Annotated in this window: 11 protein-coding genes; 10 read left to right on the top strand and 1 reads right to left on the bottom strand. The window is 55.6% G+C overall.

Features of this window, described 5'->3' with window-relative positions:
- The 5 genes from WMW72_RS04725 to WMW72_RS04705 all read left to right on the top strand — a co-directional run bounded on the left by WMW72_RS04725 (position 1) and on the right by WMW72_RS04705 (position 11,798).
- Positions 1 to 2,763: a type I polyketide synthase gene (locus WMW72_RS04725; RefSeq protein ID WP_341414268.1), complete on the top strand. Its 2,763-nt coding sequence runs from the start codon at positions 1 to 3 to the stop codon at positions 2,761 to 2,763.
- A gap of 17 nt (positions 2,764 to 2,780) precedes the next feature.
- Positions 2,781 to 5,954 carry an amino acid adenylation domain-containing protein gene (locus WMW72_RS04720; RefSeq protein WP_341414267.1) on the top strand — a complete coding sequence of 1,058 codons (3,174 nt, stop codon included), beginning with the start codon at positions 2,781 to 2,783 and terminating at the stop codon, positions 5,952 to 5,954.
- Positions 5,955 to 5,973: 19 nt separating this feature from the next.
- Positions 5,974 to 9,462, top strand: coding sequence for an SDR family oxidoreductase (locus WMW72_RS04715; RefSeq protein WP_341414266.1), 3,489 nt, complete (start codon positions 5,974 to 5,976; stop codon positions 9,460 to 9,462).
- A gap of 153 nt (positions 9,463 to 9,615) precedes the next feature.
- Positions 9,616 to 10,701: a cysteine peptidase family C39 domain-containing protein gene (locus tag WMW72_RS04710; protein ID WP_341414265.1), complete on the top strand. Its 1,086-nt coding sequence runs from the start codon at positions 9,616 to 9,618 to the stop codon at positions 10,699 to 10,701.
- A 179-nt stretch (positions 10,702 to 10,880) separates the two neighbouring features.
- The gene (locus WMW72_RS04705) at positions 10,881 to 11,798 is read left to right on the top strand and encodes a PadR family transcriptional regulator (protein ID WP_341414264.1); all 918 of its coding nucleotides are present in this window, start codon (positions 10,881 to 10,883) and stop codon (positions 11,796 to 11,798) included.
- Between the two features lie 151 nt (positions 11,799 to 11,949).
- Here WMW72_RS04705 and WMW72_RS04700 read toward each other — a convergent pair whose 3' ends face one another.
- A complete protein-coding gene (locus WMW72_RS04700) occupies positions 11,950 to 12,750 on the bottom strand; it encodes a hypothetical protein (RefSeq protein WP_341414263.1) in 801 nt (266 codons plus the stop codon).
- 161 nt (positions 12,751 to 12,911) lie between these two features.
- Here WMW72_RS04700 and WMW72_RS04695 point away from each other — a divergent pair, with 161 nt between their 5' ends.
- From WMW72_RS04695 to WMW72_RS04675, 5 genes are all read left to right on the top strand, one after another.
- Positions 12,912 to 13,652, top strand: coding sequence for a response regulator transcription factor (locus WMW72_RS04695; protein WP_341414262.1), 741 nt, complete (start codon positions 12,912 to 12,914; stop codon positions 13,650 to 13,652).
- Positions 13,630 to 15,009, top strand: a complete 1,380-nt coding sequence (locus WMW72_RS04690; RefSeq protein WP_341414261.1) for a sensor histidine kinase — start codon at positions 13,630 to 13,632, stop codon at positions 15,007 to 15,009. Before WMW72_RS04695 ends, WMW72_RS04690 begins: the two co-directional genes overlap by 23 nt.
- A 404-nt stretch (positions 15,010 to 15,413) precedes the next feature.
- Positions 15,414 to 16,322, top strand: coding sequence for an ABC transporter permease (locus WMW72_RS04685; protein ID WP_341414260.1), 909 nt, complete (start codon positions 15,414 to 15,416; stop codon positions 16,320 to 16,322).
- A gap of 69 nt (positions 16,323 to 16,391) precedes the next feature.
- Positions 16,392 to 17,222, top strand: a complete 831-nt coding sequence (locus WMW72_RS04680; protein WP_341414581.1) for a carbohydrate ABC transporter permease — start codon at positions 16,392 to 16,394, stop codon at positions 17,220 to 17,222.
- Between the two features lie 17 nt (positions 17,223 to 17,239).
- A complete protein-coding gene (locus tag WMW72_RS04675) occupies positions 17,240 to 18,838 on the top strand; it encodes a type 2 periplasmic-binding domain-containing protein (RefSeq protein ID WP_341414259.1) in 1,599 nt (532 codons plus the stop codon).
- Positions 18,839 to 18,850 lie beyond the last annotated feature (12 nt).

The raw sequence follows: 18,850 nt of genomic DNA, 5'->3' as shown, positions 1-18,850 counted from the left end.
ATGAGCGACAAACTGGTTCATGCGATATTGAGGCAGATTGGGGCTGGTCAGCTCGACAAGAAGTCCGGCGCTGAGCTGCTGCATCTATTGAAATCCGAGGGGCATGCACTGCCTCGCAAGGACAGTTTCGCCATCATCGGGATGGACGTACGGCTGCCTGACGCCGATGATCCGGAGCAGTTCTGGGAGAATCTTCGCCAGGGTAAGGACAGCATCGGCCCGTTCCCGGAATCACGGTGGCAGGATGTGGACGGTCTGAAGCAGTTTACGTACATGAAGGATCTGGACACGTCCTACAGCCAGGCAGGCTACTTGAAGCGAATCGACGCGTTCGATCACCGGTTTTTCGGCATTTCTCCGAAGGAAGCCAGCCTGATGGACCCCAACCAGCGGCTGTTTCTCGAGGTGGCCTGGCATACGCTGGAGGATGCGGGGTATGGGGGCAAGGCGCTGGCTGGATCGCGTACCGGTCTATATATCGGATATAGCGGCTGGCCGATGTACGGGCAGTTCGTGTCCTATACCGAGCCGGAATCACTGGACATGTCCGTAGCGGGCAATATCTCCGCGATCATAGCCAGCCGAATTCCTTATTATCTGGATCTGAAGGGGCCAAGCATGCTCGTCGATACCGCCTGCTCTTCCTCATTGGTTGCGCTGCATCTGGCTTGCAAGGCTATGCAAGCTGGCGAATGCGATCAGGCGCTTGTCGGCGGCTTGCGGCTGACGCTGATGCCGCTGGACGGCTATGTGAAATACGGTATCGAGGCTTCGGATGCCAGAGCCAAGGCTTTCGATGACCGGGCGGACGGGACGGCGCTGAGCGAAGGGGTGACGGCAATCCTGATCAAGCCGCTCGATAAGGCGCTGGAGGACGGGGACAGCATCTACGCCGTAATCAAGGGGAGCGCGATCAATCAGGACGGCAACTCTATCAATATCACGGCGCCCAATGCGCAGGCGCAGGAGGATGTCATTGTCCGGTCCTGGAAGGATGCGGGCATTGATCCCGCGACGATCTCGTATTGGGAAGCTCATGGAACCGGAACGAAGCTGGGTGATCCTATCGAAATTGACGGGATTCAGCGTGCCTTCCGGCGCTACACGAAGAAAAAGCAGTTTTGTGCCATCGGCTCTCTGAAGTCGAATATTGGCCATACCGATGCCGCAGCCGGGCTGGCCAGCGTGGTGAAGGCTGCGCTCGCCTTGCAGCATCAGGAGCTTCCGCCGACGCTGCATGTTCAGTTTCCCAACCGGCAGATCAGCTTCGAGCAGTCCCCCGTGTATCTTAACGATCGGCTGGCTCCCTGGGAGTCCGAGAACTCCCCTCGCCGCTGCGGGGTCAGCTCGTTTGGCTTCAGCGGCACGAACTGTCATGTCGTGATGGAGGAAGCCCCAGGCCGGGCAGCGTCAAGTAAGCCAGTTGCAGAGAGGGAGCATCGGCTCTTCGCCTTATCCGCGAAAAGCGAAACCGCGATGGAGCAGCTGATTGCGCGCTACGTCGGGCACTTGGAGAAGCGCCCGGATCTGGATCTGGCCGATGTCTGCTATACGGCAGGTACGGGCCGAGGGCACTATGCGTACAGACTGGCGGTCGTGACCGAAAGTACGACGGATCTGCTAACTGTGCTGCGCAGGATGAAGCCTCAGCCGTCTTCCGCTTCTCCGGATGACGGGGTTTACTACGGATTTCATAAAGTTAAAGTCGCGGCCGCAGGCCGGGCACCCAAATCGGAAGCCGAGCTAACGGAAAGCCGCATCCGGGAGTTGACCCGGCAGTCGGGCTCCGTGCTGGACGATCTGTACAGCGGTAAGGAAGAGCAGGTGCCGGAGCGCTTGCGGGAGTTGGCCCATCTGTATGTGCAGGGTGCGGATATCCGCTGGGAACGCTTGTACTTGGGCCAAGCCCGAAGGAAAGTGCGCCTGCCGGTCTACCCGTTCGATCCGATCAGATGCTGGCTGAAGGTTCCCGAGCTTCCGGCGAGGCAGGCAGCTCCCGCAGCAGAAACAGAGCAGCCGAAGGTTCCTTTTGCCGAGAGCCGCTACGCCCGCCAAGTGTTTGGGGAACCCGTAGCCCGCTTAGGGCTGTCCGGCTGGGAGGAAGTCGCAGTGAGCGTAGAGCCCAGAACCCGGCAGCAGGTAGCGTTTCAAGCGGACGTCAATCTCACCAAAGCGTTAAAGAAGGTTGCCGAGAGCTGCCGTACAAGCCCGGCCATCCTCCTGCTTGCGGCCTATCAGATTCTGTTGTCCAAATACAGCGGACAGCCTGATGTCAGCGTCGGCATTCAACTGCCCGCTGTTGGAAGACATCTGAGCCTGGAGCCGTCCGGCTGCTTGAGCGCTGTACGAAATAAAGCCGAGGGCTATAAAACATTCGCTTTCTTTGCAGAAGAAGTGGAGGCCGTAGTCCAAGAAGCAGGGATTTATGCGAATGAGTCCAGACCCGCTGCCGAAGGTCTGAAGCTTGAAGCCGGCTTTGCGTTCCGTAGCAGTGAAGCCGCCGGGTGGGGCCTGACAGCTGTGCAATACACGCTGCACAGCATGAACAAGGGCGATGAGCTGCATTTTGAGCTTGCGTATACGGCCCAAAGCTTAACGGAAGAGGTCGCCAAGCGGTTTGCGGGAGATTATTTGCATCTTCTGTCGCTCCTCGCGGAAGACGGGAACATCCTGATCCGTGATCTGTCCCTGCCTGTTGCTGGCTCTGTTAGCGGAGACCTGCCGGCGACGCCGTCTTTTTCGATTGATTTTATGGAATTTTGAAGGAGGATACAGAGCCTGTGAACGGTGATATATCGATGGTGATGGAACCCTCCGCTACGATCCATGGACGATTTGCCGAGCAGGTGGATCGGACGCCGGATCGGCCGGCCGTCTATGCGGACGGTACGGAGTACACGTACAGGATGCTGAATCATAGCGCCAATGGGATTGCCGCTGTGCTGTCAGCGGGGGACATAAGGCCGGATCAGGCTGTGGGACTGTTGACCGACCGCAGCTTCGGCATGGTGGCAGGCATCTTCGGGATTCTGAAAGCCGGAGCGGCTTATATGCCGATCGATCCGAAAGCGCCTGCGGAGCGAATCCGCTATATGCTGTCGGATAGCGCAGCGCGTGGTGTGCTGGTTCAGCAAAAGTACCAAGAGCTCCTGGATGGCTATCCGGGCACTGTCTGGGTCTTGGAGGAGATCGGCAGCGAAGAAGAGCAACCGGAAGCGCTGACCCTCGTCTCTGCCGGGGCGCTCAGTTATCTGCTGTACACCTCCGGCACGACCGGTACGCCCAAAGGCGTGATGATCGAGCATCGGAATGTACTGAATCTGATGGCCGGGCTGTACAGGCAAATCTATAGCCGCTATGGCGAGGGGCTGCGAATTTCGCTGGTTGCGCCATACTATTTCGACGCATCGGTGCAGCAGATCTTCGGTGCCTTGTTGAACGGACATACCCTGTACGTCGTTCCGGAGCAGTTGCGTATCGACGGGCGCGGGCTGGCCGCTTACCTTCATGAGCATGCCATTGATATCTCCGATGGAACACCGGCTCATCTGAGCATGCTCACGTATGCCATCGATGCTTTGGGGAAAGCAATCGGGGTGAAGGAGCTGATTATCGGCGGCGAAGAGCTGACGTGGGCTGCAGTGAACGGCTTTTTGGGCTCCATGCGGGAGCATATGCCCGTGGTGACCAATATTTATGGACCGACAGAATGCTGCGTCGATTCGCTTGCCTATACGATTCTGCCCGCCCAGGTACAGCGGGAAGGGGCTGTGCCGATCGGACGGCCTTTATCCGGTCAGGGTGTGTATGTGCTCAATGAGCGGGGAGAGCCTGCAGCGGACGGAGAAGCGGGCGAGTTATATATTTACGGCCAGGGGGTTGGCCGGGGCTATCTGAGTCAGGCGGAGCTCACCAGGCAGTCCTTCCTCCCGGACCCGTTTGCCAAGAACGGCAGGATGTACAAAACCGGCGATCTCGTCCGCAGGCGGGAAGACGGCGAGCTCGTCTTCCTTGGCCGCCTCGATCATCAGGTGAAGATCCGAGGGTACCGCATCGAGCTGGGCGAGATCCGCTCCCGTCTGCTGGCGTATCCGGCGGTGCAGGCTGCGGAAGTGATCGTTCTACGCGACCCGCGGGATGATGTGGAGCTGTGCGCTTATATCGTGGGCGAAGAGGAGAGGCTTGAGGAAGAGGCGCTGGCAGCCTTCCTGGAGCAATCGCTCCCGGCCTATATGATTCCGGCACGCTTCATACTGCTGGACCGGCTGCCGCTGACGTCCAATGGCAAAGTCGACCGTAAGGCGCTTTCGCAGCCTGCTCGCCTAAGTCAAGCAAGGGGCGGTGGCCATGTGCCCCATACCGCTGCCGAGCAGCTTCTGCTTCCAATCTGGCGGGAAGCGCTGAATCAGCATGACATCGGCATAGACGACCATTTCTTCGAGTGGGGAGGCCACTCGCTGAAGGCCAATTGGCTGGTCTCCCGGATCCGCCAAGCGCTCGGAGTCGAGCTTCCCTTGCTTGAGGTATTCGATCATCCGACGGTGAGACGTCTGGCTGTCCGCATCGAAGCGGCTGGGCGGCAAGCCTCACATCCGATCGCTCCGGTGGAGCGGAGGGAGACCTATCCGTTATCCGCATCCCAGAGGTGGATGTATATCCTGAGCGTGATGGATGCTCGGAAGACTGCTTGGAACATGCCGGGGGCATTCCTGATCGAGGGAAGTCTGCACACGGGCCGGCTAGAGGAAGCGGCGCAGGTGCTGGTGCAGCGTTACGATGTCTTTCGGACATCCTTCGAGTGGAACGGAGACGAGCCCGCACAACGAATAGCGGAGCGGGTGGACCTCCATCTTCCGGTTACGGCTGCGGAGGAGCATGAGGTGGAGGCGGCGATCCGGGAGTTCGTCCGGCCCTTCGATTTGGGCTCTGCTCCGCTGCTTCGCCTTGAGCTGTTGAAGCTGAGAGAGAGCAGGCATCTGCTGCTCTTCGATGCTCACCATCTGATTTTCGATGGTGCCTCCATCGAGCCGGTGCTGAGAGAGCTGGCCCTCTTGTACGAGGGCGCCAAGCTTGAAAAGCCGAAGCTGCAGTATAAGGACTACGCAGTCTGGCAGCAAGGCTTTCTCGATGAGGGGAGGCTTGACAAGCTGGACCGGTTTTGGAGTGGGGTATTCGAAGGCGAGGTGGCCGTGCTGAATCTGCCCACGGATCGCCCCCGGCCCTCGCGATTGAGCGGACAGGGCGGGACGCTGTGGTCCGTACTGGACGAGGACTTGGTGCAATCGGTGAATCGGCTGGCCGTGCAGTCCGGCTCCTCCGCCTATATGATTCTGCTTGCGGCTTTCAACGTTCTGCTGCACTTGTATACCGGCCAGTCCGACCTTGTCGTCGGATCGCTCAGCGCGGGCCGGGGCTCGGCGGAGCTGGAGCGTATGCCGGGGATGTTCGCCCAGACGCTTGCGCTCCGCAGCTTCCCGGCCGGGGGCAAAACGTTCTTGGCCTTCCTGAGGGAAGTCCGGGAACGCGTGCTCCAGTGCTACGCGCATGAGGACTATCCGGCCGACCGCTTCGAGGAAGTGGTCGTGAAGGCCAAGCGCAGCAAGCGCCAGCCGCTGTTCCAGGTGATGTTCAGCTATTTGAACTTCGAGGAGCAGGAGCTGTACCTGCCAGGCTGCCGCATTACTCCTTATCCGATTGAGCTGCATCTGGCCCGGTTTGAGCTTGTTGTGGAGGCGAAGCGTACGGGGAGCGAATTCCAGCTGCATTGGAATTACAGCTTGGACTTGTTCGAGGAGGATACGGCAAGGAAGATGGCTGCTCATTATGAGGAGCTGCTTGGCGAACTGCTCCGCTCTCCGGAGACTCCGATCCGGGAGCTGTCCTGGCAGCAGGCAAACACAGCAGTGACAAAGAGTGCAGCGGCGGAAACTGGCGCTATCGATTTTTTCTTTTAGCAGAGGAGGATATGTAGCGATGACGATAGATATGCTGCAGCGAAATATTTGGCTGAACAGCGGCAAGCTGGACGAGTCCAAGGCTTACTGGCTGCGAAAGCTGGAAGGACGATTCCGTTTAAGCCGCTTTCCAGCGGACCGGTCCTTGCCGGCCTTCTCCCCAGTGGAACGGGGAGAATTGGTATTGGACCTGTCGGAGTCCGTGGCGAATCGAATGCTATCCGTTGCGGGCGGATCGGATTCCGCCGTGTATGTGATTCTGCTCGCCGGCATTCAGTACCTGCTGTCCGCTTACACGGATCAGCGAGATGCTGCCATCGGTATGCCGGCCTTCCGAGCTCAGCATCAGGGCTCGATCGTGCTGAACACAGCCGTTCCACTATGGCAAGCCATCGATCCGGGTCGTTCGTTCAAGGAACTGCTCGGAGCTTCCAAGCAGACGGTGACCGAAGCCGTCACCCATCAGAACTACCCGATCGAACTGCTGGCCGAGCGGTTCGGGCTTCCGGTCCATGCAGAGGGCTTTCCCATGCTGCCAGTCTTTGTCGTGTATGACGAGGTTCATCTGACGGCATATCTGTCGTCTGTGCAGGCAGATTTGGTCTTCCGTTTCGGGCGGGAAGGGTCGCGTTTGTCACTCACCCTGTCCTATCCTGAGCTAATGTACAGCAGGCAAACGGCTGAGCAGCTCGCAGAGCGTCTGCTGGCAATATACGAGCAGGGACTTCAACAGCCAAACGTGCCGCTGGAGCAGTTGTCCATATGGACGGCAAGCGAACGGGAAGACATGTCCCGGCGGGCTAAGCTGGATGCGGGCGACATCGCAGGTTCTGCCGGACGGACGGGGGCTGCCAGACCGTTTCACCCGCTTATGCGCAGATTCGTGGAGAAGTCAGCACAGCGGTGGATCCTGGAGACGGAAGTCAGCGTAGAGGATTGCTGGGAACTGGAGGAGCATCGCATTCAGGGGCATTATCTGCTGCCGGGCACCTCGTTCCTGGACATGGCGGCGTTTGCTGCGCGGGCGTATGGAGAAGATGCGACTGTAGAGCTGCGGGATGTTCGGTTCCACGCTCCCTTGCTTCTGGGTCCGGAGACAGTACGGCGACTTCGTACCGTCATCGATATCGACAGCGGGGTTCTGCGGATTCGCAGCGAGAGCTGCAGGAGCCAGGCGGGTGCGGACGCGGACTGGACGGTTCATGCGACTTGCCTGGCCACCAGCCGGGGGGATAGTCGCCCCCCGATGGCCGATCTGTTGGAGCTGCGCCGTAATTGCAGCCAGCGCTCTGTCACGATCGAGCAAGGGGGGGCCAATCCCCGGACAGCCGGGTTCGGGTTGCGCTGGCAAGGCATCGAGAGCTACGCATATGGCCACGGAGAATCGCTGATCAGCCTCGAGCTCGACGAGCGATTCCATGGCGACCTCGCCACGTACACACTGCATCCAGCACTGCTGGAGCTGTGTACGTCCTCTTACGTAGAGGACGAGCATGTATATCTTCCTCTCTCCTACAAGCGGGTGCAGGTGTATGCTCCGCTGAGCGGCAGGCTGTACAGTCATCTGAGCCGCAAGCCGGAAGGCCACGAAGCGAGCGGTACGGTGGGATATGATATCAAGATCTTGAGTGCCGGTGGAGAAGTGCTGGTGGAGATTGAGGATTTCACGCTCAAGCGGGTCCAGGATTTGACGGTGATCGTCAAAGCGCTGAATCTTGACCACAACCGCCTGCATCGGGTTGTGTGGGTGCCTTGGGGGGAGGAGACTGTCGGATGGCAGGCGCGTCCGGTCGCAGGCACGGTGCTGCTGTTTGGCGGAGCACATACGGTCGAGCTGGCCCGCCTGTACCGGGAACGGGGTTGGCAGCTGATCGAGGTGGAGTCTGGGTCCCGCTTTGAAGCCAAGGGAACGGATCATTATACCGTAGGCGATAGCGCTGAAGATTACAGGAAGCTGGCGGAGGTTGTGAGCCGTAATCCGCTTTCCCATATCGTGCACCACTTGACGCCGCCTTCAGCCTCGCCTTCCACCACACCGGAAGAGCTGGAGGCCGCCCAGAACCAAGGAGTCTGGAGTGTGTACCATCTGGTACGGGCTCTGGATGCGATCAAGCTCAGGCATACGGCGGACCTATACATCGTAACGAGCCGGGCTTATCCTGTAGCGGAGGATGATCGGCCGCTTCCTGAACAGGCCGCACTATCGGGGCTGGGCAAGGTGATCGGAGAAGAGCACTTGCAGCTTCGGACCTATGGCATCGATCTGGATGAGGCCATGTCCCCGGAGCATTTGTATGATCAGTTGATGCGCACAGAGAGACCTTCCGTAACGGCCTACCGCAACGGGCAGGCTTATATCGAGATGCTGGATGTCCTGGAACTGCCCGCCGAAGAGGAGAGCAGTGCCTATCCAATCAAGCCGGGGGGAACGTATCTGATCACCGGCGGGACGGGAGGACTAGGGATTGAATTGGCCCGTTTCCTCGGCAGGGAGCATCCGGTTCAGCTCGCACTCGTCAGCAGGAAGACAGTTCCAGACCGGAGCGAGTGGGCTGCTATCGTGGCTGAGGGAACAGGCAAGCATGTGAACCTCATTCGGACGATACAGCATCTGGAGCAGCATGGTTCGCGAGTGGCTCTCTTTGCGGCGGACACGGCTGATTGGATGCAAATGCAAGGCGTAGTATCGGAGATCCGGGCGCTCTTCGGCCCAATTGATGGCGTCATACATGCGGCGGGCGTAGCTGGGGACGGTTTTCTTGCCCGCAGGGAGGCCCACCTATTCCGGGAGGTGCTGCAGCCTAAGGTGACCGGGACGTGGGTGCTTGATCAAGTTACGGCAGAGGAGCCGCTTTCCTTCTTTGTGCTGTTCTCCTCGATCGCCACATTCGGAGGAGCTGCGGGACAAGCCGATTATACGGCTGGGAACAGTTATCTGGACGCCTTCGCTGCCTACCGGAGAAGCAGGGGCAAGACGGCTCTCAGCGTGAATTGGACCAGCTGGAAGGAAACCGGGATGGCCGTGGATTACGGTGCGGCCGCTACCTTCTTCCAAGCCATCGGCACGAAGGACGCGCTGGATATGCTCAGTTCGGCCCTGCAAAGCGGTCAGTCGCGGGTTGTCATCGGGGAATTGAATGCCGGTCATGCGGCGTACGACCAGTTGGAGCGCCTGCCAATCCGGTTCTCGGAGGTTGTGCTTCAGCAGCTCCAGTTGGCCAGGTCGGCCGTTATGGCAGCTGCAAGTGTAGGTCAACCGGCTGTAGAGGCTTTCCGGGTGAAGGGGGCTTCGACGAGCTTGGAGTCGCAGGTGGGGCAGGCTGTGTGCACACTGCTGGGCATCGATGAGGTGCATGTCGAGGATGACTTCTTCGAAATAGGGGGTCATTCCATTCTGGCGATCAAGCTGATCGTCGAGCTGGAGAAGCAGGGACTCCCGGCGTCAGGGCTGGATGTGTATGAGGACAGCACCATTCAGGCGATGGCGGCCTTTCTGGAGCTTGGATAATGGCTGCGCCAGCCTTTGGCAAGAACTATCCAGACTATCCAAACTATCGGCTTAAGCCACAGCTTGGAGAAGCTTCCATGCCCGAATAGGCGGCTGGCCCCGCACTACACAAATCGATGTCATATAGGTTAGACCCAAGGAGGAGCGTACCCTATGAAATTGCCGATTGAAAAGCCTTTGTTTTCCACTTTCGCCCATCACACAGCCATCTTGGCTACCCTCGCACCCCGTTCCGGCTGGAAGCCCTGGTTTTTCCGCAATTATCTGCAGTTGATGGGATTTATGAACGCGGACGGTTACATGACGATGGATACGTATAGCTGCATTTATACGCTGTCCTCTTGCCCTTGGGTGACCCTAGACAGCATATCCAGGCCTCAGATCAAGCAGCAGGGAGAACTGATCGGCATGCTCCAGGAGCATGTCGATCAGGGAAACTATATATATGTTGGCATCGACGGGTATTTCATCTCGGCTTATTCCGCATACGGGAACTTCCATATGCCGCATCCGATTTTGATCTACGGCTATGATGCCGAGAAGCAAATCTTCTATGCGGCGGACTTTTTTACGGACATGGGCTTCTCGTTCGCGGAGGTCGGCTGGGGGGAGCTGCAGCTGGCGTTTAACCGACTCGGTGACGAAGAGCCTTTCGGATACACGATCAATGTGCTGTCCATGAAGGAGCATGCCGAAGCGTATACGGATTCCAGCACGGAGCTTCGTGAGATCTCACAGATTCTACGCGATTACGTCAGCGCCCGGATTACGGCCGACTACAAGCTCAATGTCCAGATCCCTCTCAATTCCTCGAGTTCGATGACAACCGGGGAGCATTGGATCAATAGCCACCCGGATGAGGTATGGTTCGGCATGGACGTATACGACCGGTTTCTGAGGGATCTTCAATGGTTCCAGGAAGGGCTCCGGTATATCGATTACCGCAATTTCTCTACGCTGCTGCATCATAAGAAGCTGCTCTCGGCACTGTATCAGCATCTTCACGAGGAACGTTTCATCGAACAAGACCTTGATGTGACCAGTCAGCTGAAGCAGATCGAGAAGCACGCGCTGCTGGCGCGTAATGCGATCATCAAGTACGTCATCGGCGGTACGACGGAGAAGCCGTTGATTACACAAGCCACCGGTCATCTGCGGGAGCTTGCGGCGCAGGAGAAGACTCTGCTTCCGAGACTGGTTCATCAGTTGGATCACAGCCTGTATGCCAATAAAAATTGAATAGATAAGTGTAACAAACAAGCCGAGGCGCAGATCGATGCGTTCGGCTTGTTTGTTAGGTGTCAGATGAGATTGATCGGACGTGATCTGTGAGATAGCCTGAGCCATAACAACCTTGAATCATCTAAGTACTATATGTTACTTTTAACCTATGGTACTAAAATGAAGGAGGATCACGCATGTCCATCAAGCTTGCAATTCTGGGGATGCTAAGCTGGATACCCGCCACGGGGTATGATCTCAAGAAAATGATTGAGGAATCATCTGCGATGTACTGGTCCGGAAATAATAATCAAATCTACAAATCCTTGGTTCAGCTCCTTGATGAAGGACTGGTTACGAATGAGGTTCAGCATCAGGAAAGCTCTCCCTCCAAGAAAATCTATACGATCACTGGTAAGGGACAGGAGGAGCTGAAGCGTTGGGTGCTTTCGGCTCCTGAGCTTCCGGAACTCAAGAAGGGCTTCCTGACCCAACTGGCATGGGCAGACTCTTTGAGCTCCGTCGAGCTTGATGATCTGTTGTCCCGCTATGAGCAAGAAGTTAGCCTTCAGCTTGCTTTAGAAGAAGAAAAAAAGCGAAGAGCCCTGTTCTCCCCGAGTCGAAGCTCCCGTGAAGCCTATTTATGGGAGATGATCGATGAGAACATCGTAGCGTCGTACCGGCATGAACTCAGCTGGGTTCGGCAGCTCAGGGAAGGGCTGCTTGTTCATCATAACCAGGATGTCAACGGAATGGATTATCAGGTCGTGAGAAAACAAAACAGGCTGTATATCGAGTACATCTCAGCAGAGCCGCCGGTCTGCACGGATCAGGACATACTGGCTCTAATAGCCGTCTGCATGGAGCAGAACGCAGAGCTTCTGATGCTTCACAGTGAAGTGCTTTCAAAGGATTTTTTCGAGCTCCGTACAGGTGTGGCTGGGCATATCATTCAGAAACTCACGAATTACCGGATCAGGACGGCGCTCATCGCAGGGGAAGAGAGTCAGGAGGGCAGGTTCAAAGAACTTGCGGCCGAAATGAATAGAGGCCATCAGTTCAGGGTATTCAGCAGTGCAACGGATGCCGAACAGTGGCTGCTTAACGGCAAGTGAACGGAATGAAAAGAGCCGTCTCTTTCTAGATGGGCGGGAATAGCCCTGCAAACCCCAAAAAAGACAATCCCGCAAGCGAAAACGCCGGGGATTGTCTTTTTTCACACCTCTTGAATGCTCCTCATGCTGCTTATTTCTCTAGTTGGTTGGTTTACTTACCACTTGGATTAGTGACCGTTTGTGGAAGGGAACCGATTTCTGTAGCTGTTTCGGTCTTGACAACTTCAGCCGGTAGCGAATCGCCTGTAGCATTTTGCAGCGCGGTGATCTGCTGCTTGTATTGCTTCAGACTTTGGGCGAGTGATGCACGGATGGCTCCTGCATCTTCGCTATCGGCCGCTTTGGCCAATTCGATCTCGGCTTGGATGAAGGCTGCAAATTCACCGGAAGCTTGCGTTGCCACGGCTTGGACAGCTTCCAAACGGTTTTCTGCCGGACCTGTGCCCTCTTTAAGCTCGGCAACATTCGTGCGCTGGGAAGCCTCGATGCGGGAGGTCACTTTATCCAGCGTTGCCTCTTTCGCTGGAACTGCGGCAACCACGGAAGCAGATTTCAGGTCGTATGTTTTGAACTTATCGAGGGAGATGGACTCCTGGCTGATCGTCAGGGCTGGTACGGTTCCATCCGTAGTTTTCTCTTCGGAGGATCGTGTAACGATAGGGGCACGGCCCTCGATGGAATAACCAGTGACCTTTTTATATTGGTCCAACGTGTTCTTCCAATCGCTTACGGTTTCCGGCGCATATTTCTTGGCCAGCTCAAGCGGGTCCGTTTTGATCAACGCTGCGCTAGGGGCATTCAATGCTTGCACGGCTTGACCCGCTACTGACGTTAGCTTGGCGTTTGCTTGCGTATGGCTGCCATCATTCGCACTTGCTACAGCAGGGACGGCGATTGCGGTAAGCAGCAGGGCGGACAGGGCGACGTTTTTGAAGGATGGATTATGTTTCATGATTTGGAACACTCCTTGTTAGTTGGTTTGTCTTACAGGTATCAATGTACCGAAAGAATATGGCACAATGTTGGTGGATTTGTGGAAAAACAATGGCACGGCTCTCAGGAGGCCGCCGGCTCTGATATACTGGGGTAGAGAATAAACGGGAGGTACGCTTAATGAACAACAATGATCTCATCGCGGTTGTCGATGATGACGAGAATATACGCAATCTGATCGAAGCCTATCTGCACAAGGAGCGCTACCGGACTATCGCGCTCGGGTCCGCTGAGGAAGCATGGGAATTGTGGAGAACCAGCCCCCCAAGCATGTGGGTGATGGATATCATGCTCCCCGGTATGGACGGTTACGAATTATGCAGGCGCATCCGGGCTGAAGCCGAGGTACCGATCATCATGATCTCGGCGAAGGACAGCGAGGTGGACAAAATTCTCGGCCTGGAGCTGGGCAGCGATGATTACTTGGTTAAGCCCTTCAGCCCACGAGAGCTGGTGGCCCGTGTCAAGCGCCAGCTGGAACGCTGGAAGAAGACGGCTCTTATTGAAGAGAGGCCGAGCCTGAGTGAGTCCTCCTCACCCCGGATCGATATTGGCGATCTCCGGCTGATGCTGGAGGAGCGGCGCGCTTTCTGGCGTGAAGAGGAAGTTGATCTGACCAGCAAGGAGTTTCTGATGCTCAAAGTGCTGTCCGAGCATCCGAACCGGGCTTTTACGAGGGACGAGCTGCTGACCTTCGTCTGGGGCGACGATTATTATGGGAGCGACCGTGCCGTCGACCATCTGATTAAACGAATACGTAAAAAAATCGATCAGCTGCCTGTGGAATCCGTATGGGGACATGGGTATCGGATGAGAACAGACAGGAGTGTGCCGGATCATGAAGCTCGTACACCAAATTAATCTGGCGTTCGGATTGTCGTTGGCGCTGATATTGTCCATTACGGCCGTTATTATTCATTACGTGCTGCTGGATCACTTCATCGGCACGCAGAAGAATGATCTGCGTACGCTGGGAGCGGCGATGTCGGCGACCTTGCAGGAGAGCGGCTATGCTCCTGCCGATGCCATGTCGAATCAGAACTTGCCTGTCGCCTCCTTGGTGCCCGCTGCGTATGCCGGTGTCGAGGCTATCGTCTCCGACAGACAGGGGAATGTTGTGTCGGGCACCTTGCCTGCGAGCTTCAATCAAGTGGCTCAGATTACAAATATAGAGCCTATGCATGAACTGACTGCATCCGCTTCGAATTTACAAAATATTTGGAGCGGCAAGGACGGGAGGTTTGTCGCGGAGGTGAGTCCCTTAGCCGAGGGCACATTAACGCTGCTGACGCCGATGAGCAAAATCCAGGAAATTGAGCGGACCCTCATGGGGCGCTTGATTCTGGTATTTGTCCTGGTCGGAGGCTTGATGTTCCTGCTCAGTCTGTTTATTACGAAAAAACTGATCCAGCCGCTGATGCATCTGCGGGAGGAACTGAAGAAGGTGAAGAACCGTCAGTTCACCGATGTGAAGCTGATTCAGGCCGGGGGCGAGATCGGTGCCGTCGCACAAACGGTTCATGAAATGGCCGGGGAGCTGAACCGGTTCAATCAGGTCCAGAAGCAGTTTTTCCAAAATGCCTCCCATGAGCTGAAGACGCCGCTGATGTCGATCTCGGGTTACGCGGAAGGGATCCGTGACGGAGTGTTCGAGGGCGAAGGCATTCGCAAGGGACTGGATGTGATTCTTGGAGAAAGCGGGAGATTGGGGAAAATCATCACAGAAATGACGCTGCTCGCCAAGCTGGACAGCGAGGAGGATATTTTCAAGCCTGCTCAGGTATCACTTAGAGAGCTGCTGACGGAAACCTCCGAACGTATCAACCCGCTGCTGATGAAGAAAGGCCTTCAATTGCATATCAATTGCCCTGTGGGAGAAGACTTGGTCGTGCTCGCTGACCCAGACAAGCTGCTGCAGGCGCTGCTGAACATTGTGACCAATGCGGTTCGGTATGCGCACCAGAACATCCACATTCGAGTGAGCACGAATGAGGGACAGATTATGCTGACCGTCTCGGACGATGGACCGGGGATTCCGCAGGAGCTGCTGCCTACATTGTTCCACCGGTTTGTAAAGGGCAAGGACGGAGAGTCCGGCCTTGGCCTTGCTATTGCCCGGGCTATCGTAGAGCGCTGCGGCGGCCTGATCCGGGCCGGCAACCACAAGGAAGGCGGGGCCGTCATTTCCCTGGGCTTCCCCGCTGCGGGAGGCGCGTGACCGGCGGCATTATGCCAGCCGCTGAGCGAGGCCCCCGGCAAGTCTCTCATCACTAAAAGCCGCGAATTTTCGCTGACTCAGGAGCCATGGCCTCTGTACCTTTCAGGTACAGGGGTCTTTTTTTGTTAGGGGTAGTTCGGCACTCCGGTTAGCTGGCGCGGCCCCTATACGATCCTGAATGTCAACAAAATCCTATCCCTGCAACAAGAAAACCCGCGTGGCACGGGCGATTGTAAACAATGAACGATGCAGGTCAACAGACTTCTATATACAGTTTTTTTGTGCTGCGCCTATGATTGGGGTAAGTCGCAGCCAGAGGGGAAGATGCAGATGGGCCGTATGTGAAGGAGAAGGCATGGACAGAGAGAAAGGATGCTAGGCAAGGGGAGGAGGGCAGCAGAGCCGTGAACCGAATATCGTTGAAGGTGTTCAAACGAAACTGGGATTTATATTTGTTGATTCTGCCGGCATTGGCTTATGTCATTGTGTTTGACTATATTCCGATGTATGGCGTTCAGATTGCTTTCAAGGATTTTAATGCGGTACAGGGAGTTTGGGGAAGCCCATGGGTAGGCTTTCAGCATTTCGAGCGCTTCTTTCAGGGATATTATTTCGAGAGACTGTTAACCAATACAGTCCTGATCAGTGTGTACTATTTAATCGTGAGCTTTCCGTTATCGATCGTATTCGCTCTGCTGATTAATGAAATCAGGCTGGTCCTATTCAAGAAGACAGTTCAGCTCGTCACCTATGCACCCCACTTTATTTCGACGGTAGTCCTGGTCGGCATGATGGCGATTTTCCTCTCGCCGAAGACCGGACTGGTGAATCAATTCATCGTATGGTCAGGGGGCAGCCCCATTGATTTTATGGCCGAGCCGTCTTGGTTCAAGAGCTTGTATGTGTTTTCCGGCGTCTGGCAGAATATCGGCTGGAATTCGATTCTGTTCATCGCGGCACTGGCCGGCGTTGATCCGCAGCAGCATGAGTCGGCTACCCTCGAAGGGGCTAGCAAGCTGCAGCGGATCTGGCATATTAATCTGCCGGGCATTATGCCGACGGTGATGATCCTGTTCATTCTGCAATGCGGACAGATTATGGCCGTTGGCTTCGAGAAGGTATTCCTGATGCAGAATGATGTGAATATCAGCGCCTCCGATATTATATCGACGTATGTGTACCGGTCCGGCGTCCTGGGCGCACAATACAGCTTCTCGGCAGCGGTTGGATTGTTTAATTCCGTCATTAACTTCATGCTGCTGATCATGGTTAATCGTATTTCCAGAAGGCTAACGGATACAAGTCTATGGTAAGGAGGGGGGAAGAAAGTGGGCAGACTTGCGCAAACCAGAGGCGATAATCTATTCGATATTGTCAATTACATGCTATTAGGTATGATCACGATACTGGTGCTTTATCCGCTTGTCTTTGTGCTCAGCGCTTCGCTAAGCAGCCCGGCCGCTGTCGTCGAGGGCCAGGTATGGCTGTTTCCGAAGCAGATCAACCTGCAGTCGTACATCCGTGTATTTCAGGATGATGGGATTATGCGAGGCTATGCAAACACGTTGATCTATACCGTCGCAGGCACAGCGATTAATATTCTGCTGTCCATCGGTGCCGCGTATCCGCTCTCCCGGAAGGATTTTGCAGGACGTCATGTATTGACCATGATCTTCGCCTTCACGATGTTTTTCAGCGGCGGGCTGATTCCGACCTACCTGCTGGTCAAAAACCTCGGATTGATCAATACGATCTGGGCGCTGATCATACCGGGCGCCGTCTCGATGTGGAACATTATTATCATGAGAACCTTTTTCCAGGGGATACCCTTTGAGATTCAGGAGTCGGCTCAGATCGACGGATGCTCGAACCTGCGGATGCTGTGGAGCATCATCCTGCCCTTGTCTATGCCGGTCATTGCCGTTATGCTGTTATTTTACGGGATCGGCCACTGGAACGCATTTTTCAATGCGCTGATTTACTTGTCGGATTCTCAGAAATACCCGCTTCAGCTGGTGCTTAGACAAATTCTGCTGCAAAACCAAATGGGGAACATGGTGGGGGAATCGGAAGCTTCGGTGGATCAGATCATGCTGACGGAGGGCTTGAAGTACGCCGTCATTATCGTATCGAGTCTGCCTGTCCTGATCCTGTATCCGTTTCTCCAGAGATACTTCGTTAAGGGTGTCATGATTGGAGCTATTAAAGGCTAAATTAGGGGGTCCAACCGATGAATCATATGAAATCCGTAAAAACAGGAATGGCTGTGCTGATGGCGACTAGCGTTCTGGCCGCGTGTACAAGTAAAGAGCAAGCGCAGCCGGCCGAAGCGCCCAAAAAAGAGAATAAGCTTCTCAATGAAACCGGTCTTCCGATCGTGAAGGAGCCGATTACGCTCAAGATGATGGCGGGCCAATCGCCACTCCAGGGAGAGTGGAAGGATAAGCTGCTCTGGAAGGAAGCCGAGAAGCGGACCGGCGTGCACGTCGACTGGAATCTGGTGCCGCAATCGAGCCTGGAGGAGAAGAAGAACCTGCTGCTCGCAGCCAACGATATTCCGGATGCCTTCTACGGCGGGGGCATCAATGCTCAGGATATGATCACTTACGGGCAGCAGGGCGTCTTTATTCCGCTCAATGATCTGATTGACAAGTACGCACCGAATTTCAGCAAAATCCTGCAGAAGCATCCTGAAGTGTTGAAGGGGATCACCGCTCCGGACGGAAAGATCTATGCGCTTCCGAAGATGTCCTCGAATATCACGCACCGGATCAGCTCCAAGCTGTTCATCCAACAAAAATGGCTGGATGAGGCCGGGTTAAAAATGCCCGGGACGACAGAAGAGCTGTATGAGGTTTTGAAAGCGTTTAAAGCCAAGGATGCGGAACGTATCCCTATGAGCAGCACAGATATCGGGAGTGTCATCCGGACCTTATCCGGAGCATGGGGACTTTACAGCCGCGGCAACGCCAACGCTTTCGTCGATTATGACGATAAAGCCGGAGCCATGCGGTTCATGCAGACAGATCCGAAATACAAGGAACTACTGATGTATCTGAACAAGCTGTATTCGGAGGGCTTGCTGGATAAAGAAATCTTCACGAACAATGCAACGATCCTGACTGCCAAGATTGCCAAGGGACAGGTCGGCGGTTTCACCAATATTAACCTAGTGCCTGCCGGTCAGCTCAAGTCGAATTATGCCGGGCTGGGCGCAGCACTGAAGGGGCCGTCCGGTGACCAGAACTGGGGTGGCATCAGTCCGGTTCTCCAAAACCAGGGAGCCTTCGTCATTACCAAAAACAACAAAAACCCGGAAGCTACGATGCGCTGGGCTGACTATTTCCTCGACGGGGAAGGCGCCGTTCTATACTGGATGGGCGTAGAAGGCAAAACCTTCGAGATGAAGGATAACAAGTACCGCTTCGTACAGGATATTTCGAATAATAAGGATGGCTTGACACTGGATCAGATGATTTCCCGCGAGCTGGTATCGCCATTCTCCGTACATCCGATTGTCCGCGAGGAACGGTTCGCCTGGGATACGGGAGAGGGAGCGCCGGAGGTTATCCAGGCTGCGAAAAATCTCGAGCCCTTTACACCTAAGGAAATATGGCCTTTGTTCTTATTTACCAAAGAAGAGAATGACCGTCTGAGAGCGTTGAGCAATGATATCCAAACGTATGTGAATGAGATGCAGACCCAATTCATCATGGGAAAAGTGCCGTTCTCCAAGTGGGATGAGTATGTCGCGACGATCAAGAAGATGGGGCTGGACGATTACATGAAAATCCATCAAGTCGCTTATGACCGCTACAAAGGCAAATAAGCGGGAAGGAGG

Source organism: Paenibacillus filicis (genome assembly GCF_038070315.1).
Taxonomy (GTDB): Bacteria; Bacillota; Bacilli; order Paenibacillales; family NBRC-103111; genus Paenibacillus_G; species Paenibacillus_G filicis.
Note: the sequence above shows the minus strand (reverse complement) of the source record. Positions and strands in the feature narration are given on the sequence as shown.

Bases quoted from the DNA above. Each gene is read 5' to 3' on its own strand.
- WMW72_RS04695 (WP_341414262.1), top strand. From the start codon at position 12,912: ATGAACAACAATGATCTCATCGCGGTTGTCGATGATGACGAGAATATA.
- WMW72_RS04725 (WP_341414268.1), top strand. From the start codon at position 1: ATGAGCGACAAACTGGTTCATGCGATATTGAGGCAGATTGGGGCTGGT.
- WMW72_RS04710 (WP_341414265.1), top strand. From the start codon at position 9,616: ATGAAATTGCCGATTGAAAAGCCTTTGTTTTCCACTTTCGCCCATCAC.
- WMW72_RS04715 (WP_341414266.1), top strand. From the start codon at position 5,974: ATGACGATAGATATGCTGCAGCGAAATATTTGGCTGAACAGCGGCAAG.
- WMW72_RS04690 (WP_341414261.1), top strand. From the start codon at position 13,630: ATGAAGCTCGTACACCAAATTAATCTGGCGTTCGGATTGTCGTTGGCG.
- WMW72_RS04680 (WP_341414581.1), top strand. From the start codon at position 16,392: ATGCTATTAGGTATGATCACGATACTGGTGCTTTATCCGCTTGTCTTT.
- WMW72_RS04705 (WP_341414264.1), top strand. From the start codon at position 10,881: ATGTCCATCAAGCTTGCAATTCTGGGGATGCTAAGCTGGATACCCGCC.
- WMW72_RS04700 (WP_341414263.1), bottom strand. From the start codon at position 12,750: ATGAAACATAATCCATCCTTCAAAAACGTCGCCCTGTCCGCCCTGCTG.
- WMW72_RS04675 (WP_341414259.1), top strand. From the start codon at position 17,240: ATGAATCATATGAAATCCGTAAAAACAGGAATGGCTGTGCTGATGGCG.